Annotated in this window: 19 protein-coding genes and 1 tRNA gene; 1 reads left to right on the top strand and 19 read right to left on the bottom strand. The window is 33.7% G+C overall.

What is annotated here, in order from left to right; translation table 11 throughout:
* Positions 1-6: 6 nt before the first annotated feature.
* The 7 genes from KCTC32516_RS08185 to KCTC32516_RS08155 all read right to left on the bottom strand — a co-directional run bounded on the left by KCTC32516_RS08185 (position 7) and on the right by KCTC32516_RS08155 (position 5,898).
* Positions 7-960 (bottom strand): acetyl-CoA carboxylase carboxyltransferase subunit alpha, encoded by a 954-nt coding sequence (locus KCTC32516_RS08185; protein ID WP_301399928.1) that lies wholly within the window; start codon positions 958-960, stop codon positions 7-9.
* A 95-nt stretch (positions 961-1,055) separates the two neighbouring features.
* A complete protein-coding gene (locus tag KCTC32516_RS08180) occupies positions 1,056-1,961 on the bottom strand; it encodes a DMT family transporter (protein WP_301399927.1) in 906 nt (301 codons plus the stop codon).
* Positions 1,948-3,033 (bottom strand): LptF/LptG family permease, encoded by a 1,086-nt coding sequence (locus tag KCTC32516_RS08175; protein WP_301399926.1) that lies wholly within the window; start codon positions 3,031-3,033, stop codon positions 1,948-1,950. Before KCTC32516_RS08175 ends, KCTC32516_RS08180 begins: the two co-directional genes overlap by 14 nt.
* A 1-nt stretch (position 3,034) precedes the next feature.
* Positions 3,035-4,165 (bottom strand): tRNA guanosine(34) transglycosylase Tgt, encoded by a 1,131-nt coding sequence (gene tgt / locus KCTC32516_RS08170; RefSeq protein WP_301402748.1) that lies wholly within the window; start codon positions 4,163-4,165, stop codon positions 3,035-3,037.
* A gap of 54 nt (positions 4,166-4,219) precedes the next feature.
* On the bottom strand, positions 4,220-5,104 hold the full coding sequence (rluF, locus tag KCTC32516_RS08165) for a 23S rRNA pseudouridine(2604) synthase RluF (RefSeq protein WP_301399925.1): 885 nt from the start codon (positions 5,102-5,104) through the stop codon (positions 4,220-4,222).
* 35 nt (positions 5,105-5,139) lie between these two features.
* On the bottom strand, positions 5,140-5,742 hold the full coding sequence (locus tag KCTC32516_RS08160) for an alpha-ketoglutarate-dependent dioxygenase AlkB family protein (protein WP_301402746.1): 603 nt from the start codon (positions 5,740-5,742) through the stop codon (positions 5,140-5,142).
* Between the two features lie 71 nt (positions 5,743-5,813).
* Positions 5,814-5,898: transfer RNA gene (locus KCTC32516_RS08155), tRNA-Ser, on the bottom strand.
* Between the two features lie 212 nt (positions 5,899-6,110).
* Between KCTC32516_RS08155 and aroC the strand changes: the two genes are divergently transcribed.
* The gene (gene aroC / locus KCTC32516_RS08150) at positions 6,111-7,172 is read left to right on the top strand and encodes a chorismate synthase (protein ID WP_301399924.1); all 1,062 of its coding nucleotides are present in this window, start codon (positions 6,111-6,113) and stop codon (positions 7,170-7,172) included.
* A 223-nt stretch (positions 7,173-7,395) separates the two neighbouring features.
* Here aroC and KCTC32516_RS08145 read toward each other — a convergent pair whose 3' ends face one another.
* From KCTC32516_RS08145 to rplL, 12 genes are all read right to left on the bottom strand, one after another.
* The gene (locus KCTC32516_RS08145; RefSeq protein ID WP_301399923.1) at positions 7,396-9,447 is read right to left on the bottom strand and encodes an OmpA family protein; all 2,052 of its coding nucleotides are present in this window, start codon (positions 9,445-9,447) and stop codon (positions 7,396-7,398) included.
* Between the two features lie 80 nt (positions 9,448-9,527).
* Entirely contained in the window at positions 9,528-11,057 is a 1,530-nt protein-coding gene (locus KCTC32516_RS08140; protein ID WP_301399922.1) for an ice-binding family protein, read from the bottom strand.
* Between the two features lie 329 nt (positions 11,058-11,386).
* A complete protein-coding gene (locus KCTC32516_RS08135; RefSeq protein ID WP_301399921.1) occupies positions 11,387-11,542 on the bottom strand; it encodes a lmo0937 family membrane protein in 156 nt (51 codons plus the stop codon).
* Between the two features lie 113 nt (positions 11,543-11,655).
* On the bottom strand, positions 11,656-11,844 hold the full coding sequence (locus KCTC32516_RS08130; RefSeq protein ID WP_301399920.1) for a CsbD family protein: 189 nt from the start codon (positions 11,842-11,844) through the stop codon (positions 11,656-11,658).
* A 68-nt stretch (positions 11,845-11,912) separates the two neighbouring features.
* Positions 11,913-12,128, bottom strand: coding sequence for a hypothetical protein (locus tag KCTC32516_RS08125; RefSeq protein WP_301399919.1), 216 nt, complete (start codon positions 12,126-12,128; stop codon positions 11,913-11,915).
* A 272-nt stretch (positions 12,129-12,400) separates the two neighbouring features.
* Positions 12,401-12,835, bottom strand: coding sequence for a response regulator (locus KCTC32516_RS08120; protein ID WP_301399918.1), 435 nt, complete (start codon positions 12,833-12,835; stop codon positions 12,401-12,403).
* Complete coding sequence (locus tag KCTC32516_RS08115; protein ID WP_301399917.1) at positions 12,828-15,563, bottom strand: PAS domain S-box protein; 2,736 nt, start codon at positions 15,561-15,563, stop codon at positions 12,828-12,830. Before KCTC32516_RS08115 ends, KCTC32516_RS08120 begins: the two co-directional genes overlap by 8 nt.
* Positions 15,564-15,586: 23 nt before the next feature.
* Positions 15,587-16,153, bottom strand: coding sequence for a helix-turn-helix domain-containing protein (locus KCTC32516_RS08110; RefSeq protein WP_301402745.1), 567 nt, complete (start codon positions 16,151-16,153; stop codon positions 15,587-15,589).
* 414 nt (positions 16,154-16,567) lie between these two features.
* Positions 16,568-16,882, bottom strand: a complete 315-nt coding sequence (locus tag KCTC32516_RS08105) for a DUF3467 domain-containing protein (RefSeq protein ID WP_301399916.1) — start codon at positions 16,880-16,882, stop codon at positions 16,568-16,570.
* Between the two features lie 51 nt (positions 16,883-16,933).
* Positions 16,934-21,208: a DNA-directed RNA polymerase subunit beta' gene (rpoC, locus tag KCTC32516_RS08100; protein WP_301399915.1), complete on the bottom strand. Its 4,275-nt coding sequence runs from the start codon at positions 21,206-21,208 to the stop codon at positions 16,934-16,936.
* 105 nt (positions 21,209-21,313) lie between these two features.
* Complete coding sequence (gene rpoB / locus KCTC32516_RS08095) at positions 21,314-25,129, bottom strand: DNA-directed RNA polymerase subunit beta (RefSeq protein ID WP_301399914.1); 3,816 nt, start codon at positions 25,127-25,129, stop codon at positions 21,314-21,316.
* Between the two features lie 124 nt (positions 25,130-25,253).
* On the bottom strand, positions 25,254-25,628 hold the full coding sequence (rplL, locus tag KCTC32516_RS08090) for a 50S ribosomal protein L7/L12 (protein ID WP_301399913.1): 375 nt from the start codon (positions 25,626-25,628) through the stop codon (positions 25,254-25,256).
* Positions 25,629-25,676 lie beyond the last annotated feature (48 nt).

Genomic DNA, 25,676 nt, shown 5'->3' with positions numbered 1-25,676 from the left:
ATTTTTTTATCCTTTAAAAACGCCCATTTTAGAATACTTATCCATTCGTTGCATCACCAAATCTATATCACTCAGTTCTTTTAATGATTTATACGTTTCTAAAATAACTCTTTCTACTTCTTTAAAAGTTGTTGCTCTATCAGAATGTGCTCCACCCAAAGGTTCTTTGATAATATCGTCTACAATTTTTAATTTAATTCCGTCTTCTGCAGTTAACTTTAGCGCTTCAGCAGCTTCTTCTTTGTGTTCCCAACTTCTCCATAAAATTGAAGAACAGTTTTCTGGAGAAATTACAGAATACCATGAGTTTTCTAACATCAATACTTTGTCTCCTACTCCAATTCCTAATGCACCACCAGAAGCTCCTTCACCAATAATAACCGTTATAATTGGTGTTTTTAAACGAGTCATTTCTAAAATATTTCTTGCAATTGCTTCTCCTTGTCCACGTTCTTCTGCTTCCAATCCTGGATATGCACCTGGTGTATCGATTAATGTTACAACAGGAATGTTAAACTTTTCTGCCATTTTCATCAATCGCAATGCTTTTCTATATCCTTCTGGATTTGCCATTCCGAAATTTCGATACTGACGTGTTTTAGTATTGTATCCTTTTTGCTGACCAATAAACATAAAAGATTGATCTCCTATTTTACCTAAACCACCAACCATTGCTTTGTCATCTTTTACACTCCTATCTCCATGTAATTCCATAAAAGTATTACCGGCAAGTGCTTTAATATAATCTAAAGTATAAGGTCTGTTTGGATGACGAGATAATTGAACTCTTTGCCAAGCAGTTAAATTTTTATAAATGTCTTTCTTTGTCTTTTCTAGTTTTTTTTCAATTTTTCTACAAGTAGCAGTAACATCAACATCACTCTCTTCTCCAATAATCTGGCACTTTGTTAATTGGTCTTCTAGCTCTTTAATTGGCTGTTCAAAATCTAAATATTCCATATATAAATTGGTTAATTTTAACTAAATCAATTTTAAATTTATTGAATTTACAACATTACAAACTTACTATAAAATTTGTTTTTGTTGTAAAGTTTTTACTTTTTATTCTTTTTCATTTTTTGACGAATTGCACTACTGTTTTTTATAATTCCGTTTAACAACACAACAAACAACACTATAAATGCACCGTAATAAAACTCAGGGTTCATTTTTTCTTTATCACCAAAAATAAGCAACGCTAAAATGATGGCATACACAGGCTCTAAATTAATGGTAAGCATTACCGTATAAGGTGTTAAGTGTTTCATTATTTTCACCGAAACAATAAATGCATATGCTGTACAAATACTACTTAAAATAAGTAAGTAAAACCAGTCTGATATTTTCAAATTAAAAAAACCTGCTGTAAAAGAATCTGTAAAAAATAAAAATACGGTTACAAATACTACCCCAAAAAATAATTGATAAAAGGAAATTACATCCGCAGCTGTTTTCTTGATAAATATTCCGTTTAAAACTGAAAATAACGCCGCTAAAAATGCTGATATTAAGGCGTATATAATTCCTAAATAATAGGTTGTTTCAAAATTAAAAATAATATACAATCCGCCAATAACTAATAATCCTAAAAGAATTTCTACTGCTTTAATTCTTCTTTTAAAAAACAAAGGTTCTATAAGTGATGTAAAAAAAGCACCTGTACTCATGGTTACCAAAGCAATTGAGACATTAGAAACTTTAATCGCTTTAAAAAATGTAATCCAATGCAGGGCAATTATTATTCCCGTTAACAAAAACTGAAGCAAGGTTTTTTTATCAATTGATAATTTTTTCTTTTTGACTATAAAATACAGCAAAATAAAAAAGACCGCTAGCAACATTCTAAACCAAACTAACGGAACGGCATCAATGCTAATTAAAGCTCCAAGAATTGCAGTAAATCCCCAGATAAATACAATCAAATGGAGTTGTAAAAAATATTTTAGTTTACTTTCTGGCATTATAATAGAGGTATAAAGCCAAAGCTCCGAACACAAAATTTGGGATCCAAACGGTTAATAAAGAATTTGCTCCGGCAACAGCTCCTAAGACTTCTGAAACTTTTAAGAAAAAAATGTACACAAACATTAGCCCAAAACCTACGGCTAAATTAACTCCTGTTCCTCCTCTACGTTTTTTAAACGCTAAAGCAACTGCAATAATCGTTAGAATATATGATGCTATTGGTAAACTTGTTCTTTTGTGTAATTCTACCAAGTAAGCATTTAGATTTTTTACTCCTCTCTTTTTAGAGATGTTTATAAATTTTATCAATTCATCTGAGGGCATTTCTTGAGCTAATGCTGCTTTATAGACTAAATCTTTTGGAGAAAATGCAAAAACCGTATCTAAAGCATTTCCTGAAAAAAGACTATCTCTATCTTTATAAATTCTTCTAATTTTATATTTAGACAATTTAAATAGACTGTCTTTCTTATCCCAATTAAAATAATTGGCTGTTAGTTTTGATTTTATTTTATTTCCATGATACACTTCTGTAGAAAAATTATATCCTGTATTCCTTATTAAATCAAAACTTTGAATAAATATATATGTACTATCAGTTAGTTGCAGACTAAAATCTCTCACTATATTATCGCCATATTTTGGCTTCAAGATGTAGGTGTTTTCAAATTTTTTACGAACCTTACTACTATTTGGAACCACAAAATGATTCATTACCAATGCCAGAATGGTAACCAATGTTGCGCCAATAAAATAAGGGTATAAAAAACGCGTAAACGAAACTCTTGCGTTGTTAATTGCTACAATTTCTGTATTGTTAGATAGCTTAGAAGTAAAGATAATTACAGCAACAAATAATGCCAAAGGCATAAATGTATTTGCATAATAAATGATAAAGTTTAAATAATAATCATTGACAATTTCAAAAAATGTAATGGTATCTGAAGCTAAAAATTTATCTACTTTTTCAGCAATATCAATGGCAATAGCAATTGGTATTAAGATTAATAACGTAAAAAAAAAGGTTACTAAATATCTTTTTAATATGTAAGAATCAATAATTTTCAAATTATAATCTTTTGTCCATTTGCTTTACCATTTTATCTTTCCATTCGGTAAAATCTCCTGCTAAGATATGCTTTCTTGCTTCTCTGGTCAACCATAAGTAAAATCCTAAGTTATGGATAGTGGCTATTTGCTTTCCTAACAATTCTTTTGCTGCGAATAAATGACGTAAATACGCTTTAGAATACAACGTATCTACAAAGGTAATATCCATATCATCAATGGCAGAAAAATCATTTTCCCATTTTTTATTTTTGATATTGATGGTTCCGTGTGCTGTAAACAACATGCCGTTTCTTGCATTTCTTGTTGGCATCACACAATCAAACATATCAATTCCCAATGCAATATTTTCTAAAATATTAATTGGCGTTCCTACGCCCATTAAATACCGTGGTTTGTCTTCTGGCAAAATAGCGGTAACAACCTCTGTCATTGCATACATTTCTTCTGCTGGTTCACCAACAGACAACCCTCCAATTGCATTTCCTTCCGCTCCTACAGAAGCAATAAATTCTGCCGATTGTTTTCGTAAATCTTTATACGTACTTCCTTGTACAATCGGAAAAAACGATTGGTTATAATCGTATTTTAAAGGTGTTTTTTCTAAATGATTGATGCAACGTTTTAACCAACGATGCGTCATATGCATAGATCTTCTTGCGTAATTAAAATCGCAAGGATATGGTGTACATTCATCAAAAGCCATGATAATATCTGCTCCGATTGAACGTTGAATTTCCATTACATTTTCTGGTGAAAAGAAATGATAAGAACCATCAATATGACTTTTAAACTTAACACCTTCTTCTTTAATTTTTCTTCTTCCAGATAAAGAATACACTTGATAACCACCAGAATCTGTTAAAATATTTCGATCCCAATTCATAAACTTATGCAAACCACCAGCTTGTTCTATAATGTTGGTTTTTGGTCTTAAATATAAATGATAGGTATTTCCTAAAATAATATCAGGATTGATGTCGTTTTTTAATTCGGATTGATGCACTCCTTTTACAGTACCAACGGTGCCGACTGGCATAAAAATCGGAGTTTCAATTTCGCCATGATCTGTCGTCATTACTCCAGCTCTAGCTTTACTTTTTGGGTCGGTTATTTTTAAGTCAAATTTCATTGCTGGCAAAGATACAGTTATTTAAGAATTGAAATGTTAAAGAAAGGATAGGATTTATCTCTTTTTTCTTTTAAAGGATGTATTAGAATTCCGTTTCGATTTTGGTGAGTTTTTTCTAAAAACAGCACTTTTCTTAGTAAACGCATCTGGTTGTATTACTGTTTTTTGTGGTGCTTTCTTTTTAGGCTTTTGTTTGTCTACAGATGCTTCTTCTGTTTTTGTAGAATTTGCCACCATTGCATTAATTTCTGACAATTCTTTTTCGGTGAGTTCGCGCCAATCCCCTATTTTTAAAGCATCGAGTTGTACATTCATAATACGAGTTCGTTGTAATTTTAAAACTTCGTATCCTAAATACTCACACATTCTTCTAATCTGTCGATTTAAGCCTTGTGTCAATACAATTTGAAAGGTGTTTGTGCTAATTTTTGTGACCTTACATTTTTTGGTAACAGTTCCTAAGATCGGAATTCCGTTACTCATTTTTTTGATAAAATCTTCTGTAATTGGTTTGTCAACTTTTACAACATAATCTTTTTCATGATTGTTACCAGCTCTCAAAATTTTATTAACGATATCACCATCGTTGGTTAAAAAAATCAATCCTTCAGATGGTTTGTCTAATCGACCAATAGGGAATAACCGTTCTGGATGATTTATATAATCGATAATATTGTCTCTTTCTCTTGAATCTGTCGTGCAAACAATTCCGACAGGTTTATTAAAAGCAATGTAAAGTGTTTTGGGTTTTGGCTGCAACGCACGTCCATCAATTTTTACAACATCACCATCAAAAACTCTGTTACCAAGTTCTGTTGAGTTTCCGTTTATGGTAACTCTACCGGCAATAATTAGTTTTTCTGCTTCTCTACGAGAGCAAATCCCTGTGCTGCTGATAAACTTATTAAGGTTTGTAGATTGTTGATTTTTCTGTTCCAAAAGTGCTAAACTATTTCTACAAAGAAACGGATTCTTTAAATAAGTATAGTTCTAAAAGTTAAATTTATTCTTGGCGTTTTAATCAGTTTCGTTGGCGGTAATCTGTGCAACCAATTGGTTTGCGTTGTGCCTTTCATCACCAACAAACTTCCTCTTTCTAAAACAAGATCTATTTTTTGTTTGGTGATTTTATGTTTAAAGGAAAACTTGCGTTCTGCGCCTAAAGTTAACGATGCTATTTCTCCGTTTTTCTTGAGCATTTTTTCTCCATCAGAATGCCACGCCATTCCTTCTTCTCCTGTATGATATAAATTTAATAAACACGAATTATACGTTGCATTGCTTTCTTTTTCTACGATTTTTTTTAACGCCAATAAATCTTCTGTAAAAATTAATGCTTGTTTTGTTATGTTAGAATACTTGTAATAATAATCTGTAGTTCCGTACCAAGCAACTTTTCGTTTTGTAATGATTCTTTTTCCAAAAATTACAGCCTCATCATTTTTCCATGCTATTTCTGACAACAATTTTTGATAATAAAAATGGCTTTGTTCTTGCGATAGAATTGCACCATGATAATTGGTAATTCCATCAGAAGGCAGAATGTTTTGTATTGTTTCTTGGTTGAATAAATTCATCATTTAAAAATACACTTTTTAATATAATGTAAATAAAAAACCCGTAACAATTTGTTACGGGTTTCATTTTGCGGAGAATGAGGGATTCGAACCCCCGGACCTGTTACAGTCAACAGTTTTCAAGACTGCCGCATTCGACCACTCTGCCAATTCTCCAGAAGCCTCATCAGGTATTCCCTGAATGCGGATGCAAATATAGCATCTTTTTTGAGTTCCTAAAAGGATTTTAAACTTTTTTACTATTATTTTTTCTAATTGATAATGGCTAGCGTTTTATAGCAACTTATAAAATATGCAACTTATAAAATTATGGTTTTTCTAAGAAAAAAAAGTAACTTCGCTTCTCAACTCTTTAAAAGTAAAAGTCGATGTTTAATTCTTTTGGAAACTTATTAAAACTTACAACTTTTGGCGAATCTCACGGAATTGCTATAGGCGGAATTATTGATGGTTTTCCGGCAGGAATGAAAGTCGATTTTGAGGCCATTCAAAAAGAATTAGACCGCCGTAAGCCTGGACAATCTGCAATTGTTACACAGCGTAAAGAGCCAGATACAGTTCAGTTTTTATCTGGAATCTTTGAAGGAGTTACCACAGGAGCTTCTATTGGTTTTCAAATTCAGAATACCAATCAAAAATCAAAAGATTATGCTCATAACACCAATGTGTATCGTCCTTCTCATGCAGATTTCACCTATGATAAAAAGTATGGAACTCGAGATTTTCGAGGCGGCGGAAGAACGTCTGCTCGCGAAACTGCCAATTGGGTGGTTGCAGGAGCATTGGCAAAACAATTAATTGCTCATATTAATATCAATGCGTTTACTTCTTCAGTTGGAGCTATTTTTATTGACAAACCGTATCAAGAATTAGATTTTTCTAAAACTGATACTAATATGGTGCGTTGTCCAGACGCAATTACTGCAGAAAAAATGATTGCAAAAATCAAAGAGATTAAAAAACAAGGAGATACCATTGGCGGAACCATTACCTGTGTTGCACAAAATATTCCTGTTGGATTGGGAGAACCTATTTTTCATAAATTACATGCCGAATTAGGCAAAGCCATGTTATCTATCAATGCCGTAAAAGGGTTTGAATTTGGTAGCGGATTTTGTGGAAGCAGAATGAAAGGCAGCGAACATAACGATCTTTTTAATGCTGATGGCAAAACAGAAACCAATTTATCTGGCGGAATTCAAGGCGGAATAAGCAACGGAATGGATATTTATTTTCGGGTTGCTTTTAAACCTGTTGCTACCATTATGCAAAATCAACAAACCATCGATTCTGAAGGAAATCTTACAGAAATTCATGGTAAAGGTCGTCATGATCCTTGTGTTGTTCCGAGAGCAATTCCTATTGTAGAAGCTTTAACTGCTTTGGTGTTAGCTGATTTTTATTTGTTAGATAGAACAAGAAAGATTTAAACTATTTTGTGCTTTTTTGAGGGATCTTTATTTTAAAATAATTCAATTTTAATGAAAAAAATTACCAAAAATAACACATTCTTATCTATTGTAAATGTTAAATAAACACCTTTCACATGCTTTAAAAATATAATTCTATCTTTTTTAAAATATATTAAATAAAAAGACAGCGAATTAATTCGCTGTCTTTTTATTTATACTCTAAAAAATTTTAATAAGCTCCTTAATTTTTAGCAGAAATGATATCAATGATTACTGTTCTGTTATACGAACGTTCTTCTGGTAATGTATTTCCAAAAGGTGCGGCTACCTCACCTTCTCCAAAGGCTGTTACTTCAAAAGTTACACCCCTTGTACCTAATTTAGACACACTTTTTTTCAGAATAGCTTTCACATCATTGGCTCTTGCCAACGATAATTTTTGGTTATAATCTGCTTTTCCAATAATATCTGTATGCCCCCGTATAATCACCTTTGCATTCGCTGGGATTTTAGGTGTCACAACTTCTGAAAGGTATTTGTTATACATCGCTATTGCATTGGCATCATCAAATTCGTAAATAATACTAAACCTCGTTCCTTCATCAACTTTAGAAGGTGTCCAGGCTACAATATGTGTAGTCGATTCTTTGGTTACAACGATGCCTCCTTTTGTTGTACCAATCATTTTTACCTTGTAATTTCCTTCGGGACTTGTTCCTAAAATAGCTTTCCCAGGAATACTCACTTCATCTTGCGTATAGGGGCCAAAATTTTGTACCATTCCGTCTTCACCAGTAATCTCCATCTTCCATGAGTCAAAAGATTCCTTTTCTCCCGCAGCTTTAAAAATTACATAACTATCAACAGGTGCTTGCTCAACTCCTCGTATTAGAACTGGTTTCAAGGGAGCAGTAGGACCATTATGAAATTCCATTAACAACGCAGACGAACTGCTTTCAATGTCAACTCTTCGATCTCCGTCTTGAAGCATGGTTACATCTTTTGTAGGATTTGAGATAAAAGATGGAGCTTTGGGTTTGCTTCTTCCTTCAATGGCTATTCGCGTTGCATCAATTGCAAAAAGATCAACCAAATAGCGCTTAATAGAGGCAGCCATTAATTTCCCTTGTGCAGGCCCATTTTCTGAAGATCCAACCAAAGTAATGCTTGTATTTGGGTTTTTCCCCATACGATCACCAAGTATATTTAAGATATTATAATACACGGTCATTTCGCGTTTTGAACGACCTCCTAGATCTGTATTTGGAGCAAATTTTTCAACTTGATCTTCTTTAAAGTCTTTTACCTGAGCTTTATTTAACAACACATATCGTTCTGAGATATCTGTAGAATTTTTATCAAAATAGATATAGTTACGCAAAGGGAAAATTTCTACTACTTTTAGTTCTGCAGGAACATTTAAGGGAGAAATAACTGTAAAATTAGTTTTGGGAATCACAACCACTGCTGCGACAACTTCCTTTTCTTTTTCGACTACAATTTCGTGACCCACACCAAATTTAAGCACAATACCAGCTCTTACCGTGGTAAGATTCCACGTTTCTATGGATCGCGGTTTTTGTCCAAAATACGGTTGAAAAGCTATAAAAGGCGAAAGCATCAATTGTGTTTTACTAGTGTTTTTTGACAAAGGAATATCATATCCTGCGCCAACTTGCATAGACAGAATTGTATTTCTCACAGCACTAAAATCGCCTTTAACATTAGCGGGTGCTACCTGATTTGGATACGCTGGATTAACTCCTTGCTGATAGGTAAACGCTTTGTTGATGTTGAACGCTAATCTGGGTCCACCATATACATAGAAATTACCTTTGGTTGGTGCAAAACGCAAACTGGGCTCTACAGTAATATAGCTCAAGTTCGTTGACAAGTCGGCAGCACAATTACAATCGGTTAGTTGCTGATCAAATTGACCACTCCGGTTGTCTAGTCCGGCTTGTAAAATAAATCCGAATCGTGTATTAGGTTTGTAAAACTCTATGCTTGGCGCCAAAAAAAGTCCGATACCAGAACCTTTATGAAAGGTTGTAGGCGGTGTGAAAGCTGCGTTCAGCTGTTGCGTTGAACCGTCGTAAAAATTAAAGTTTGCAGCTCCGGCCAATCCAAAGTACCAAGTAGGTTTTGTGTAGTGTGTTGCCTGTACTTCCTGTGCTTGAAGGGGAGCTTCAAGCCCTGTTAAAACCAAGACCCCTATAAGCAAGGTTTTCAAGGTTTGTTTTAAGGACCACACAACCCGTGTTCCCTTTTTTAAATTTATTGTATTTTTCATAATTGAGTGAATTAAAATTTTTAATTTTTAAAATCTTTATAAAAGTCCTCACCAATTAGTGAGGACTAATTATTTTTTAATTATTTTTTAACAATTGTACTTGCTTTTAAAGTAACCGCTGTTTGTGCTAATAATTTACCATTAACTGTAGAGCCTGTATTTACAGAGATCAAAGTTTTAGATAATATATTTCCTTGGAATTGGACAGTTGTTCCAAGCACAGCACCTGAACCGGCAACTAACCAGTAAATATTTTCTGGTTTTGCGCCATTTGCTAAAGTAATAATAGTATTGTTTGCTACTGTAAGATCTTGGCTAATTTGGAATACGAACATTGCGCAAGGATCACCACCACCATCTAAGGTAATTCCATTTGTTATTGATAGCCCTGTACTCCATTTGTAAATACCAGCAGCCAAAGTCTGACCATTCAGATTTCCAGATAACAGTTCAGTTGTACCTGCGGCCAATCCATTTCCTGTAGTAAATGCAGTATGCATATCATTAACGGCAGTCACTAAATTCGAAGGTGTTGGGTTTGCATAACCAGGAGCGTAAATTTTTCCGGTTACCAAACTTGACGTTGAGTAAGTGCTTCCAGCGACATAACTTAAACCAAATCCGGTTATAAAAGTTGCTGCTGCAGGACTTATTCCCATATCACCTGTAATTGAAGTGGTCCCCGTAGTAGAGATTCCAGATTCTGCCAATATCGCATAATTTCCAGCTGTTCCCAAATCAACTGCAGGAGTACAAACAACAGATGTTATTAAACTAAAGTTTGCTGTGATATTTTTATTAGCATTCATAAGTACTGTTAACGGATTGGTAGTTCCTGTAGCATCTCCGCTCCAAAAGGTAAATTCATATCCTGAATTAGGAGTAGCCGTAAGTTGTACAGTGTCTCCACCATTATACGTTACCGCATCCGGATTTTTAAGTACTGTTCCGTTTTGTGCTGTTACATTTAATGTGTAAGTTTTTGCTTCAAAATTAGCCACTAAAGTTGCATTTGCACTAAGCACAAAAGTATAAGTTAAATTCGTTGAAACTGCTGTTCCTGCCGACGTCCAATTCACAAAATTGTAGCCCGTATTTGGGGTTGCTGTTACCGTAACACTCGTTCCATCATCAAAAGAACCACCTCCAGAGGTGACACCTCCAGCAGTTGGACTTGAAGAGGTATCAACTAGGTATTTTTTTATAGGAAGAATGGTGGTAAATGCCCACACATAATCTTGTTGCAAAGCATTTCCTTTTACATCAGTAACTAAGCTTCTAATTGTACCCGTATACACTGTGTTATAATCAAGTGGTGATGTAGGCGTAAAAACAGCTGTTGAATCTGAATATGTGACATTTCCACTTATTTGAGTATTACTTTTTGCCACGAGAAATGAAGCATCTCCAATTGTTAATGGATTCATTTTTTCATTAAACGTTGCTGTGATTACCTTATTTAAAGGCACGTTTATGGCACCGTTATCAGGATTCGTCACCGTTACAAGCGGGCAAACACCATCGGTTTCAACGAAATTGTCTTTGGCGCAACTGTAAAAAAATGCAATAATAAGTATTGCAAAGGGTAAAAGTATTTTTTTAGCTTTCATTTTTTTTTGATTTTAAAGGTTAATTTATTGTTCCTACAAAGGTGGATATTTAACAGACTAGAAGCCTTACACAATTTTCACAAAGAGTTATGTAATTCACAGATTTTCAATATTTTATAATATTTTACACATTCACAAAAGGATTGAGCAAGACAAAACAGGCGACACAAAATCTATTATTTTGATAGCCTGATTGAAAAAATTAAATGTGTTAAGAATGGTTTGCAACCATAATGAAAGCTTTATACGAGTAATTATTTTTAAACGCACATACTGTTTATAACCGAGGCTCTATTTGTTATTTTAATTATTTGAAATCTTGAATGGTATTAAAGGGGATTTCTTCCTTTAATAATTCTTAGTATCACTGATATAAGCGCAATGACTAATAAGATATGTATTAAGCCTCCTAGATTGTATCCTATGAATCCAATTGCCCAAAGAATAACTAAAATTACAGCGATAGCATAAAGTAAATTTTTCATAATTTTTTAGTTCAGTAATTTTCTTGATGTAAATTGTTTGAACTCCTTTTTCTATATTCAATTCTCATCTTAGGTTCAGCGATACTTATAAATTTACTTGGTCTCTCTCAACATTATAATTGAGAAATAAGTTTTTGTATCTCTTCTTTTGTTTTACCAAGTTTAACTTGAAGTCGACCTAAGGTTTCATCTTCTTTTCCTTCAACAAACAGCAAATCGCTATCTGTAAGCTTCGCAAATTTCTGTTTCAGTTTCCCTTTTGTCTCTTTCCAGCTTCCTTTTATTTCTGTTAAATTTTTCATGTTCTTTTACTCTTTTTTGGTGAACTTATTTTCTCAAAACAAGGGGGTTGTTTTTAAAATTAAGAACATTATTTTTTTCTACTTATAGCCGCTAATGCAATTCCTCCAATCAGCAATACGACACCAGCAATTGGTGACCACTGTATAGAATGACTCTTATTTACACTCATTTCTACCGAACCTATATCGACTATTTTTTCTTTTGTTATATAGTTAAAACCGGTATAAATAACCATGAATATTCCAATGATAGCAGCTGTAAGACCTAATGTTTTAGTTTTCATAATTGTGTATTTTTAATTAGCGTTTAAATCACCTCTCTGTTTGATGCTCCTTTTCTGTTGTTGCCATAATTGAATTTGTTTAACGAATCAAGTGGCTTTTAAAATGGGATTTGAACTCTCCTATTTTTTCGGATACTTCGAAGTGTTTTTTTTATACATCAACCACTACGAAGACAACCATACAAAGGTGAAAGATTTTATAAAGAGAAGTATTACACAGTTTTATGAATAAGTTGTATTATTCACAGATTAAAATAAAAAAAGGAAAGAAATTACATTCTTTCCATATACCAATTCAATTGTTTTTCTATTTTTTTCAATTCAAATATCGAAGTGATAATTTTTTGTAATCGGATAAAAGCTGTTTCGCTTTTTACCACATAATCAAATGCACCGTGATGCATACAGCTTATGGCAATATCTATTTTATCTTGAGAGGATAACATGATGACTGGTATCGTTGGCTTTTTCTCTTTTATTTTATCTAAGGTTTCGATGCCGTTTACTGCATTTTTTTGAATCCCATCCAGTTGGTAATCTAAAATAATTACATCGGGTTTATTTGATAAATTAGCCAGACAAAGCTCTCCTGTTGGATAGGTCTCAATCGTAAAATCAGCATGTTCGAGGAATTCAATTTCTAACAATTTTAAAAATACCACATCATCATCTACTAAAAAGAGTTTTATTTTATTTCTGTTATCCATTTTTGCTGTTTTTTATAGTATTCAATTCAATTTCTAATTCGCCACAGGCCTGTAGACAAACTTCTTCAAGTTTTAAAACCATCGCTAACACACCTTCTGTTTGTTCTTCTCTGGTCGCGTATTCCTGAACTTTTTTTGCCATATCTTCGTAATCGGTACTAATACCCATTATCGCAAAGGATGGAATCATTTTATGGACTGCTGCTTGCAGCGATTTCCAATTTTTATCTAACATGCTTTGTTTCATTTCGATGAGCAAATGTGGTGTTTGTTCGAGATAAAGTCTAATCATCTCCATCATCAATATGCGATTGGATTTGGTCCGACTTTTCAAATAGGTTAAATCGGTACATCTAATCACTGCACTTTTATCCCCTTCAGGTTCTCCTGATTCACTTATAGAAGGTATATTTATACTGGAGGTTTTTTTTAAAAACCCCACTATTTTGCTGTATAATAAGCGTTCATCAACAGGTTTCGCAATATAATCGTTCATCCCTACAGCTTCACATTTAGCCAAATCAACAGTTGTAACATCTGCGGTTATAGCGATGATGGGAATTGTTAATTTCATTTTGTTCCGAATGTATTCGGTCGCCTCAAATCCATTCATTTCGGGCATCTGTAAATCCATCAACACCAGGTCGTAGGTCTTCATTCTTAATTTCTCGATAGCAATGGATCCATTACCTGCAATATCACATTCAAAGCCGAAATCATCCAACAAAGTTCTCATCAATAATTGATTGAGCGCAATGTCTTCAACAACCAATACTTTTACATTCGTTATTTCCGAATCCAAATCAATGAGTTGTGTTGCTAAATTCGCTTCCGATTTGGTTTTTCGAAAACTCAACACAAAACGAAAAGTAGATCCTTCATTAATTTTGCTGGTTACTTGGATGCTTCCCCCTTGCGGTTCTATTAACTGTTTAACGATGGCAAGCCCCAACCCAGTACCTCCAAACAACCGAGAAGTATTGCTAGATGCTTGCTGAAAATTTTCGAAAATTGTATCTATTTTTTTTTCGGGGATTCCAATGCCCGTATCTCTCACTGAAAATTCAAGGCTTACTTTCTTTTCGTCTTCCTCTAATAAGTTAACGCTGAATACAATCTCTCCCTTGGTTGTAAACTTAACAGCATTACTCATCAAATTCATTATAATTTGATGCAATCGAACAGGATCTCCTACCAACACCTTTGGTATTTTACTATCATATATTTTTACCAGTTTCAAATTCTTTTCATGAATTTTACTTTCAAATAAATGAAGCATTGCCGATATGGATACCGACATTTTAAAGGGTATTTTTTCAAAGATCATTTTCCCAGCATCTACTTTTGCTAAATCGAGAATGTCATTGATTAACACAATTAAGGCATCGCCACTTAATTTTATAGCATTTAAATATTCTTTTTGTTTTGCTGTCAACTCTGTTTTCAATACCACTTTTGTAAAGCCAATAATGGCATTCATGGGGGTGCGAATTTCATGGCTCATATTCGATAAAAATTGCTGTTTTGCCTTCATCGCACTTTCGGCAATTATCGTGGCTTGTTCTGCTTTCTTTTTTGCCTCCTCGGCAATTGCCGTAGCCATCTCGGCAAAGATCATGGCTTCGGCAAGTTCTGCCGTAATTCTTTTTTGCTCGGTAACATCTCTGGCAACAATCACAACACCATCTACATTTCCTTCATCATCTTTATAAACCGATCCGTTGAACAACACGTCGGTCAGCTTGCCTTTTTTATGGCGTAGCGTCAGCGGAAAGTTGACAACAGAACCATTGGCGAAGACTTCTTTATACACATCCCGCGCTTTTTTCGGTTCTGTAAAGTAATCCAAAAAATTGGTGTCAGTAAGCTCTTCTCGCGTGAGCCCTGTGATGTTTGTTAACGCCGCATTCATGTCTGTAATCTTCCCTGCAGAACTAATGGTTACCAACGGGTCAAGACTGGCTTCAATAAGACTTAAAGAGTATTGAGAATCTAATTTTATATCAATGTTAGAAGCTTCGAGTTCTCTATTTGTAATTCCTTGTTTGATGGCCTCAATATTTTGCAAAGCCAATTCTTTATTCGCAATCACTAATTCAGCAGCCCGTTTTTCTTTCTCTATATTTTGTAAAGCCAGTTCTTTATTGGCAATTACTAACTCAGCGGCCCGTTTTTCTTTCTCATTGTTTTGCAAGGCCAGCTCTTCATTCGCAATTACTAACTCAGCGGCCCGTTTTTCTTTCTCAATATTTTGAAAAGCCAGTTCTTCATTCGCAATGACTAGCTCGGCAGCTCGCTTTTCTTTTTCATTGTTTTGAAAGGCCAGTTTTTTATTGGCTTTTCTCAAATTGATGGCCCATTTTTGATCGCTCACATTTCTAGCTGCCGCAAAGACGCCAAGAACAGTCCCCGCTTCATCTTTATAAACAGAAGCATTATAGGAAACATCGGTTAAATTCCCGTTTTTGTGTTTTATGGTTAGCGGATAATCTACCACAAACCCTTTTTTTAAGACACGACGGTATCCTATTTGTGCTTTTTTGGGATTTGTAAAATAATTTGAAAAGGCGGTATTGATCAACTGTTCTCTTGAAATTCCAGTGATTTTTACAGACGCCTCGTTTACATCGGTAATCTTTCCTTCGGGACTGATGGTCACGAAGGGGTCTAAACTAGCTTCTATTAAGCTTCTGGTATATTGCGATTTTTTGGTGATAGCGGTTTCCATGTTATTTAGCTTACTAAAAGTGACTACTTTTCTTTTTTGTTTGAAATCGTTCCAATTTCTTCAATGGGTCTTCTCCTTTTGCCTTTCAATTGTTTAAAATGAGACGGAGAGAGTCCTGTAACTTTTTTAAATTGATTGGATAAATGTGCCACACTGCTGTAATTCATTTTCCAAGTAATTTCTGTAATGCTTAGTTCGTCATAAATCATCAATTCTTTGATCCGTTCAATTTTATGAACGATGATGTACTGCTCAATCGTAATTCCCTGTACTTCAGAAAACAAATTTGACAAATAGGTATAATTGTAATCTAATTTTTTACTTAAAAAATCAGAAAAATTTACTTTGATTACTTCTTCAGAATGATGAATCATTTCAATAATCACATTTTTTATTTTTTCAATCAGCATCGCTCTTTTATCATCCATCAATTCAAGTCCAGATTTGAGCAGTTCTTCCTTGAGGAGAATGCGTTCATCTTCAGAAATATTCTCCATGATTTCCACTTCACCCAACTCAACTGGAGTAAAATGAAGTCCACGTTCCTTTAATATTTCTTTCACCACCATTTTACAGCGGTTACTTACCATATATTTGATGTATAACTTCAATTGGTTGCTTTTTTGTACAAGTTACAACAAAATAAGACCGCACTGGAAAGTATCTTCGTTTGAGTAGATTTTAAGGTAGGTGTCATTGGTATTTAATAAATAACATTGATTTCTCTTTTTAAGAGAAGCGCACAAAGTTTCATGTTTTTTTTAAAAAAAAGTGTTACATAATTTCAGAAATGAGTTACATAATTTACACATTCGTTTGAATAAGCATAGATTAATTGTAGTGTAGCTATTTTTTACAACGACACCATAAACGTAAACAATAATCTAAGAGATACTGATTTTTATTATGAATATACCCAATGATGAATTCTTTTTTGAGGAATTAAAATCTAAGCAGAAAATTTATAAATAAAAAAACCGAAACAATTGTTTCGGTTTTTTATTTTATGCTTCACCAGTAGGTCCAAAATTCATTGGAATTGGTGGTTGTTCGTAATCTTTTATTTCACCATGCGCCTGTTCAAATTTTTGCACATTATCTGCCAAAGCTTTGGTTAATCTTTTAGCGTGTTGTGGCGTTAAAATAATTCTAGATTTTACTTTTGCTTTTGGTACTCCAGGCATTACATTGATAAAATCAACAATAAATTCTGATACCGAATGATTGATAATTGCTAAATTAGAATAGGTTCCGTCTGCAACGGCTTCATCTAATTCTATATTTAGTTGTTGTCCTTGTTCGTTATTATTATCTTCCATATTGATAGCATTAAAAAAGCCTACAAAATAAATTTTGTAGGCTTTAAATATTTATAGATTTTCTTCCATTTCTTCTTTTGGACCTACAATGATATGATCGTATTGTCTCATACCTGTTCCTGCTGGAATTCTCTTACCAACAATTACATTTTCTTTCAATCCTTCTAAAGTATCTATCTTACCATTTACGGCTGCTTCATTTAACACTTTCGTAGTTTCCTGGAACGATGCCGCAGAGATAAACGATTTAGTTTGTAGTGATGCTCTTGTAATACCTTGCAACACTTGTTCTGCTGTTGCTGGTTGAGCGTCTCTTGCTGATGCTAAATTTTTATCATTTCTACGTAAAATAGAATTTTCATCTCTTAACTGACGTGAAGTAATGATTTGACCTGCTTTTAAATTTTCAGAATCTCCTGCATCTTCAACAACTTTCATTCCGTAAATTGCGTCATTCTCTTCGATAAAGTCATTTTTATGAATCAATTGATTTTCTAAGAAAAGTGTATCTCCAGAATCAATAATTCTAACTTTACGCATCATTTGACGAACTACAACCTCAAAGTGTTTGTCGTTAATTTTCACACCTTGCAAACGATATACTTCTTGGATTTCGTTTACTAAGTATTCTTGTACTGCTGATGGCCCTTGAATATTCAAGATATCTATCGGAGTAATTGCTCCGTCTGATAATGGCATACCTGCTTTGATAAAGTCATTTTCTTGAACTAAAATCTGATTAGATAACTTGATTAAGTATTTTCTAACATCTCCAGTTTTAGATTCAACAATAATTTCTCTATTACCACGCTTAATTTTTCCGAAAGAAACAACACCATCAATTGCTGCAACTACTGCAGGGTTAGAAGGGTTACGTGCTTCGAATAATTCTGTTACACGAGGTAAACCTCCTGTAATATCTCCAGCTTTTCCTGATTTACGAGGAATTTTTACTAAGATTTTACCAGATTCTACAGTTTCTCCATTGTCAATCATCAAGTGTGCTCCAACAGGTAAACTATAAGAACGTAAAGCATTACCATCTTTATCTTCTATAATTAAAGAAGGAATAATTTTCTTATTCTTAGAATCTGTAATTACTTTTTCTTGGAAACCTGTTTGTTCATCAATTTCTACAGAGTAGTTAATACCTTGTTCTAAATCATCAAAACAAACTTTACCTCCAAATTCAGAAACAATAACACCATTAAAAGGATCCCATTGACAAACAACATCACCTTTCTTTATTGATTTTCTATCCATTTCGAAAATAGTAGAACCATAAGGAATGTTATTGGTACTTAAGGTAATTCCTGTTTTCTTATCAATAATTTTCATTTCTGCAGTTCTAGAAATTACAATAACAATTTCATCCCCACTTGCATCTTTACCTTTTACTGTTCGTAAATCTTCTATTGAAATTTTACCATCAAAGTTTGCTGTTAACTTATTATCCTCAGAAATATTTCCAGCAACCCCACCAACGTGGAAAGTTCTTAATGTTAACTGTGTACCTGGTTCTCCAATAGATTGCGCTGCAATTACACCAACTGCTTCTCCAATTTGTACTTTATTACGGGTAGATAAACTCTGTCCGTAACATTTTGCACAAATTCCTTTAGTTGACTCACAAGTTAAAGCAGAACGAACTTGAATTCTATCGATTCCTGCTGCATGTATAGCATCTGCTATATTCGAAGAAATTTCTTCTCCAGCGTTTACTAATAAATCATCTGTTAATGGAGCGTATACATTTTGTAAAGAAACACGTCCTTCAATTCTTTCAGCTAATGACTCAACGATTTCATCATTTTTCTTTAATGGCATAACTTCTAAACCTCTTAAAGTACCACAATCTTGTTCGTTGATAATTACATCTTGAGAAACATCTACTAAACGACGCGTTAAATAACCTGCATCGGCAGTTTTTAATGCTGTATCGGCTAATCCTTTACGAGCACCGTGTGTTGAGATAAAGTATTCAAGAATCGATAACCCTTCCTTAAAGTTAGAAAGAATTGGATTCTCAATAATTTCTCCACCACCTGCAGTAGATTTTTTAGGTTTTGCCATTAATCCACGCATACCTGTTAACTGACGGATTTGTTCTTTAGAACCCCTCGCTCCAGAATCTAGCATCATGTACACTGAGTTAAACCCTTGTTGATCTTCACGCAAACGTTTCATCGATAACTCTGTTAATCTGTTGTTCGTAGAACCCCAAATGTCAATTACCTGATTGTAACGTTCTTTGTTTGTTAACATTCCCATGTTATAGTTTGCAATAATAACATCTACTTCTTCATTCGCTTCAGCAATCATTGATGTTTTTTCTTCAGGAATAATAATATCACCTAAACTAAATGATAAACCTCCTTGGAATGCAAACTTATATCCCATGTTTTTAATATTATCTAAAAATTCTCCTGTGGTAGGGATATCAGTAGCTTTTAAAATTCCACCAATAATACCTCTTAAAGATTTTTTAGTTAATACGTCATTAATATATCCAGCTTTTGCTGGTACAACTTCGTTGAATAAAACTCTACCAACTGTTGTTTTAATAATTTTTCGAACTTGTTCTCCATTTTCATCAATATCGTAAGTTCTTACTTTAATTCCAGCATTCAAATCAACCATTTCTTCGTTAAAAGCAATGTTTACTTCTTCTGGTGAATAAAAAGTCAAGCCTTCTCCTTTAATTGGAACTTCTGGAGTAGAGATTCTTTCTTTTGTCATATAGTACAATCCAAGTACCATATCCTGAGAAGGAACTGTTACTGGAGCACCATTTGCAGGATTTAAGATATTGTGAGAAGCCAACATTAATAATTGTGCTTCTAAAATAGCTTCTGGTCCTAATGGTAAATGTACTGCCATTTGATCTCCATCAAAATCGGCGTTAAATGCCGTACACACTAATGGGTGTAATTGAATTGCTTTTCCTTCAATTAATTTTGGTTGAAAAGCTTGGATTCCTAAACGGTGAAGCGTTGGAGCACGGTTTAATAATACAGGATGTCCTTTTAAAACATTCTCTAAAATATCCCAAACTACAGGCTCTTTTCTATCAATTATTTTCTTTGCAGATTTTACAGTTTTTACAATTCCTCTTTCTATTAACTTTCTAATTACAAAAGGCTTGTATAATTCGGCTGCCATTTCCTTTGGGATACCACATTCCGATAACTTTAATTCTGGTCCAACAACAATTACAGAACGTGCAGAATAATCAACACGCTTACCAAGTAAGTTTTGACGGAAACGTCCTTGTTTCCCTTTTAATGAATCTGACAACGATTTTAATGGTCTGTTAGATTCTGTTTTTACTGCTGATGATTTACGTGTGTTGTCAAATAATGAATCTACTGATTCTTGTAACATACGTTTTTCATTCCGTAAAATAACTTCTGGAGCTTTGATCTCAACCAACCTTTTCAAACGGTTGTTTCTGATAATAACTCTTCTGTATAAATCATTTAAATCTGAAGTTGCAAAACGACCACCATCTAATGGCACTAATGGACGTAATTCTGGTGGAATCACCGGAACTGCCTTCATAATCATCCATTCTGGCTTGTTTTCTCTTTCTTTATTAGAGTCTCTAAATGCTTCAACAACATTTAAACGTTTTAATGCTTCCGTTTTACGTTGTTTAGACGTTTCTGTATTTGCTTTATGTCTTAATTCATAAGAAAGTTCATCTAAATCGATACGAGCTAACAAATCAATTAAACATTCTGCTCCCATTTTAGCGATAAACTTGTTTGGGTCAGAATCATCTAAATATTGATTTTCTTGCGGAATTGATTCTGCAATATCTAAGTATTCTTCTTCTGTTAAGAAGTCCATTTTTTGTAATGGTTCTCCTTCAGCATTTTTTGCAATACCTGGAGCAATTACTACGTAACGCTCGTAATAGATAATCATGTCTAACTTTTTAGATGGCAACCCTAAAAGGTATCCCATTTTGTTAGGCAATGATCTAAAGTACCAGATATGAGCAACAGGAACTACCAAATTAATGTGTCCTACTCTATCTCTACGTACTTTCTTTTCTGTTACTTCTACACCACATCGGTCACAAACGATTCCTTTGTAGCGAATTCTTTTATATTTACCACAAGCACATTCAAAGTCTTTTACAGGACCAAAAATACGCTCACAAAATAAACCATCTCTTTCTGGTTTGTGTGTACGGTAATTAATTGTTTCTGGTTTTAACACCTCTCCTCTAGAGATTCCTAGAATAGCTTCTGGAGATGATAATCCAATTGAGATTTTATTAAACTTTTTTACAGTGTACTTCTCGTTTTTTCTTGCCATGGTAATGGATTCGAATTAAAATTGTAAAAATGACCTCTAAAGAGGCTTCTAAATATATGATTGTCATCAAGCCTTAAAAAAGACTTGATGACATTTCACTGTTTGTTATTCTTCTAATTGAACGTTTAATCCTAAACCTTTCAGTTCGTGCATTAATACGTTAAATGATTCTGGTAAACCAGGTTCTGGCATTTCTTCACCTTTAACAATAGCCTCGTACGTTTTAGCTCTTCCTAACACGTCATCCGATTTTACTGTTAAGATTTCTCTTAAGATACTAGATGCACCATATGCTTCTAATGCCCAAACTTCCATCTCTCCAAAACGCTGACCTCCAAATTGAGCTTTACCTCCTAATGGTTGTTGTGTAATTAGTGAATAAGGACCAATAGAACGCGCGTGCATTTTATCCTCAATCATGTGTCCTAACTTAATCATATAAATGATACCAACTGTTGCTGGTTGATCGAAACGTTTTCCTGTTCCACCATCATATAAATACGTATGTCCAAATCTAGGTACACCAGCATCATCTGTAATTTCGTTGATTTGATCTAAAGATGCTCCATCAAAAATTGGTGTTGCATATTTAGTTCCTAATTTTTGACCTGCCCAACCAAGAACAGTTTCATAAATCTGACCAATGTTCATACGAGATGGTACACCTAATGGATTTAAAACGATATCTACTGGAGTTCCGTCTTCTAAGAAAGGCATGTCTTCTGCTCTAACAATACGAGCAACAATACCTTTATTTCCGTGACGACCTGCCATTTTATCACCTACTTTTAATTTACGTTTTTTAGCAACATAAACTTTAGCTAGTTTTAAAATTCCGGCTGGTAATTCATCTCCTACAGAAATTGTAAACTTTTCACGACGTAAATTACCTTGTAAATCGTTTACTTTAATTTTATAATTATGAACTAATTCTCCTACAGATTTGTTTAAATCTTTATCAGTTGTCCAAGACCCTTGAGTTAAATGCGCATAATCTTCAACAGAGTTTAACATTTTTAAGGTAAACTTCTTTCCTTTTGGAAGTACTTCTTCACCTAAATCATTAAATACACCTTGAGAAGTTTTTCCGCTAATCAACGCAAAAAGTTTTTCAACTAATTGATCTTTTAAAATTTCAAACTTAGTAACAAACGAACTTTCTAAAGCAATAATTGCTTCTTTGTCTCTTGCTCTCTTTGTTTTATCTTTAACTGCTCTTCTAAATAATTTTTTATCAATTACTACACCTCTTAATGATGGAGAAGCTTTTAATGATGCATCTTTTACATCACCGGCTTTATCACCAAAAATTGCACGTAATAATTTTTCTTCTGGAGTTGGATCTGATTCTCCTTTTGGTGTAATTTTCCCAATTAAAATATCACCAGGATTTACTTCTGCTCCAATACGAATCATTCCGTTTTCATCAAGATCTTTTGTCGCTTCTTCAGAAACATTAGGAATATCATTCGTTAACTCTTCAGTTCCCAATTTTGTATCTCTAACATCTAAAGAATATTCATCAATATGAATTGATGTAAAAATATCTTCACGAACTACTTTTTCAGAAATTACAATTGCGTCCTCAAAGTTATACCCTTTCCAAGGCATAAAGGCTACTTTCATATTTCTTCCTAAAGCTAACTCTCCTTTTTGTGTTGCATACCCTTCACAAAGAACTTGTCCTTCTGTAACTCTATCTCCCTTTTTTACAATCGGTTTTAAGTTGATACAAGTACCTTGATTGGTTTTTCTAAATTTAATTAAGTTGTAAGATATTTCATCAGAATCAAAACTTACCATTCTTTCTTCGTCAGATCTATCGTACTTAATTGTAATTTTATTTGCATCTACATATTCTACAACTCCTGCTCCTTCTGCATTGATTAAGATTCTAGAATCTTTTGCAACTCTTCGCTCTAAACCAGTACCAACAATTGGAGATTCTGGTCTTAATAATGGAACTGCTTGACGCATCATGTTCGATCCCATCAAAGCTCTATTCGCATCATCATGCTCTAAAAATGGAATTAATGAAGCTGAAATAGAAGCGATTTGATTTGGAGCAACGTCCATATAATCAATTTCATTTGGAGTAACTACTGGAAAATCACCACCTTCACGTGAAATAACTCTGTCTCCAACAATATTTCTTTTTGCATCAACTTCTACATTAGATTGCGCAAACTTCATTCCTTCTTCTTCCTCCGCACTTAAGTAGATGTGTTCTTTATTAGCGTCTACATTTCCTTCAGCAACTTTTACATATGGAGTTTCAATAAATCCTAAGTTGTTTACTTTTGCAAACACAGCTAAAGAAGATATTAATCCAATATTTGGTCCCTCTGGAGTTTCAATTGGACATAAACGACCGTAATGTGTATAGTGAACATCACGCACCTCAAATCCTGCTCTTTCTCTTGATAAACCTCCAGGTCCAAGAGCCGATAAACGACGCTTATGTGTAATCTCTGCTAATGGATTTGTTTGATCCATAAATTGAGATAACTGGTTGGTACCAAAGAATGAGTTAATTACTGATGATAATGTTTTTGCGTTGATCAAATCAATTGGAGTAAATACTTCGTTGTCACGTACATTCATTCTTTCACGAATTGTACGAGCCATACGAGCTAAACCAACACCAAACTGACCAGCCAATTGCTCACCTACAGTTCTAACACGACGGTTAGATAAGTGATCAATATCATCTACTTCTGCTTTAGAATTGATCAATTCAATTAAGTATTTAATGATGGTAATAATATCATTTTTTGTCAATACTTTTTGATCAATCGGTTCGTCTAACTGAAGTTTTGTATTCATTCTAAAACGACCAACTTCACCTAAATTGTAACGTTGTTCAGAAAAGAATAATTTATCAATAATACCTCTTGCTGTTTCCTCATCTGGCGGCTCAGCATTACGTAATTGTCTATAAATATGTTCAACAGCCTCTTTTTCTGAGTTTGTTGGATCTTTTTGTAGCGTATTATGAATAATAGCATAATCGCCCATTTGATGATCTTCTTTGTGTAATAACACTGTTTTTACACCCGATTCGATAATCTCATCAATATGGTCTTTCTCTATAATAGTATCTCTATCAAAGATAATTTCATTTCTTTCAATTGACACTACTTCTCCAGTATCTTCATCAACGAAATCTTCGTGCCAAGTTTTTAAAACTCTAGCCGCTAATTTACGTCCTAATACTTTTTTTAATCCAGCTTTAGAAACTTTTACTTCTTCTGCTAAATCAAAAATCTCTAGAATATCTTTATCTCTTTCGAAACCGATTGCTCTAAATAATGTTGTTACTGGTAATTTTTTCTTTCTATCAATATAAGCATACATTACTTGATTGATATCAGTTGCAAATTCTATCCAAGATCCTTTAAAAGGAATTACTCTTGCAGAGTATAACTTGGTTCCGTTTGCGTGGAATGATTGTCCGAAGAATACACCTGGAGATCTGTGTAATTGAGAAACTACAACTCTTTCTGCTCCATTGATTACGAACGTACCAGAGTTTGTCATATAAGGAATAGTTCCTAAATAAACATCTTGTACGATGGTTTCGAAATCTTCGTGTTCTGGATCTGTACAGTATAATTTTAAACGCGCTTTAAGAGGAACACTGTGTGTTAAACCTCTTTCTATACATTCTTGAATGCTATATCTTGGAGGATCTACAAAGTAGTCTAAGAATTCTAACACAAAATTATTACGTGTATCTGTAATTGGAAAATTATCCATGAAAGTTTTATACAAACCTTCTTCACCACGCTCTTCAGCTTTTGTTTGTAATTGGAAAAAATCTTGGAATGATTTTACTTGAATATCCAAAAAATCTGGATAATCAGTTCCCAATTTTGCTGACGCGAAGTTTATTCTTTCAGTAGTGTTTTTCGTTGTCAAAAGAGAAATTTTTTTTGATTAAAATCGATAATAAAATATAAAACGAATATATACACAAAATGGTTTAGGTCTAAGAACGCTTGTTCTACAGACCTAAACCTAAGTTTGTTTAAGCTCTTAAAGCTTATTTAAGCTCAACCTCAGCTCCTGCTTCTTCTAAAGATGCTTTAAGCCCTTCAGCTTCATCTTTAGAGATACCTTCTTTGATTGGTGCTGGTGCACTATCAACGATACCTTTAGCTTCTTTTAATCCTAATCCAGTTAATTCCTTAACTAATTTTACAACTGCTAGTTTAGAACCACCTGCTGCTGTTAAGATTACATCGAATTCAGTTTGCTCTTCAGCTCCTGCGTCAGCACCACCTGCTGCTGGTCCAGCTACTACAGCTGCTGCTGCAGGCTCAATACCATATTCGTCTTTTAAAATAGTAGCTAAATCATTAACTTCTTTTACTGTTAAGTTAACTAATTGCTCTGCGAAATCTTTTAAATCTGCCATTTTAATTGTTTTTTAAAAATTTTATTTATTATAGTTTATTAGTGCGCG

Source organism: Polaribacter huanghezhanensis (genome assembly GCF_030444335.1).
Classification (GTDB): domain Bacteria; phylum Bacteroidota; class Bacteroidia; order Flavobacteriales; family Flavobacteriaceae; genus Polaribacter; species Polaribacter huanghezhanensis.
This window is presented reverse-complemented; position numbering and strand designations above follow the sequence as displayed.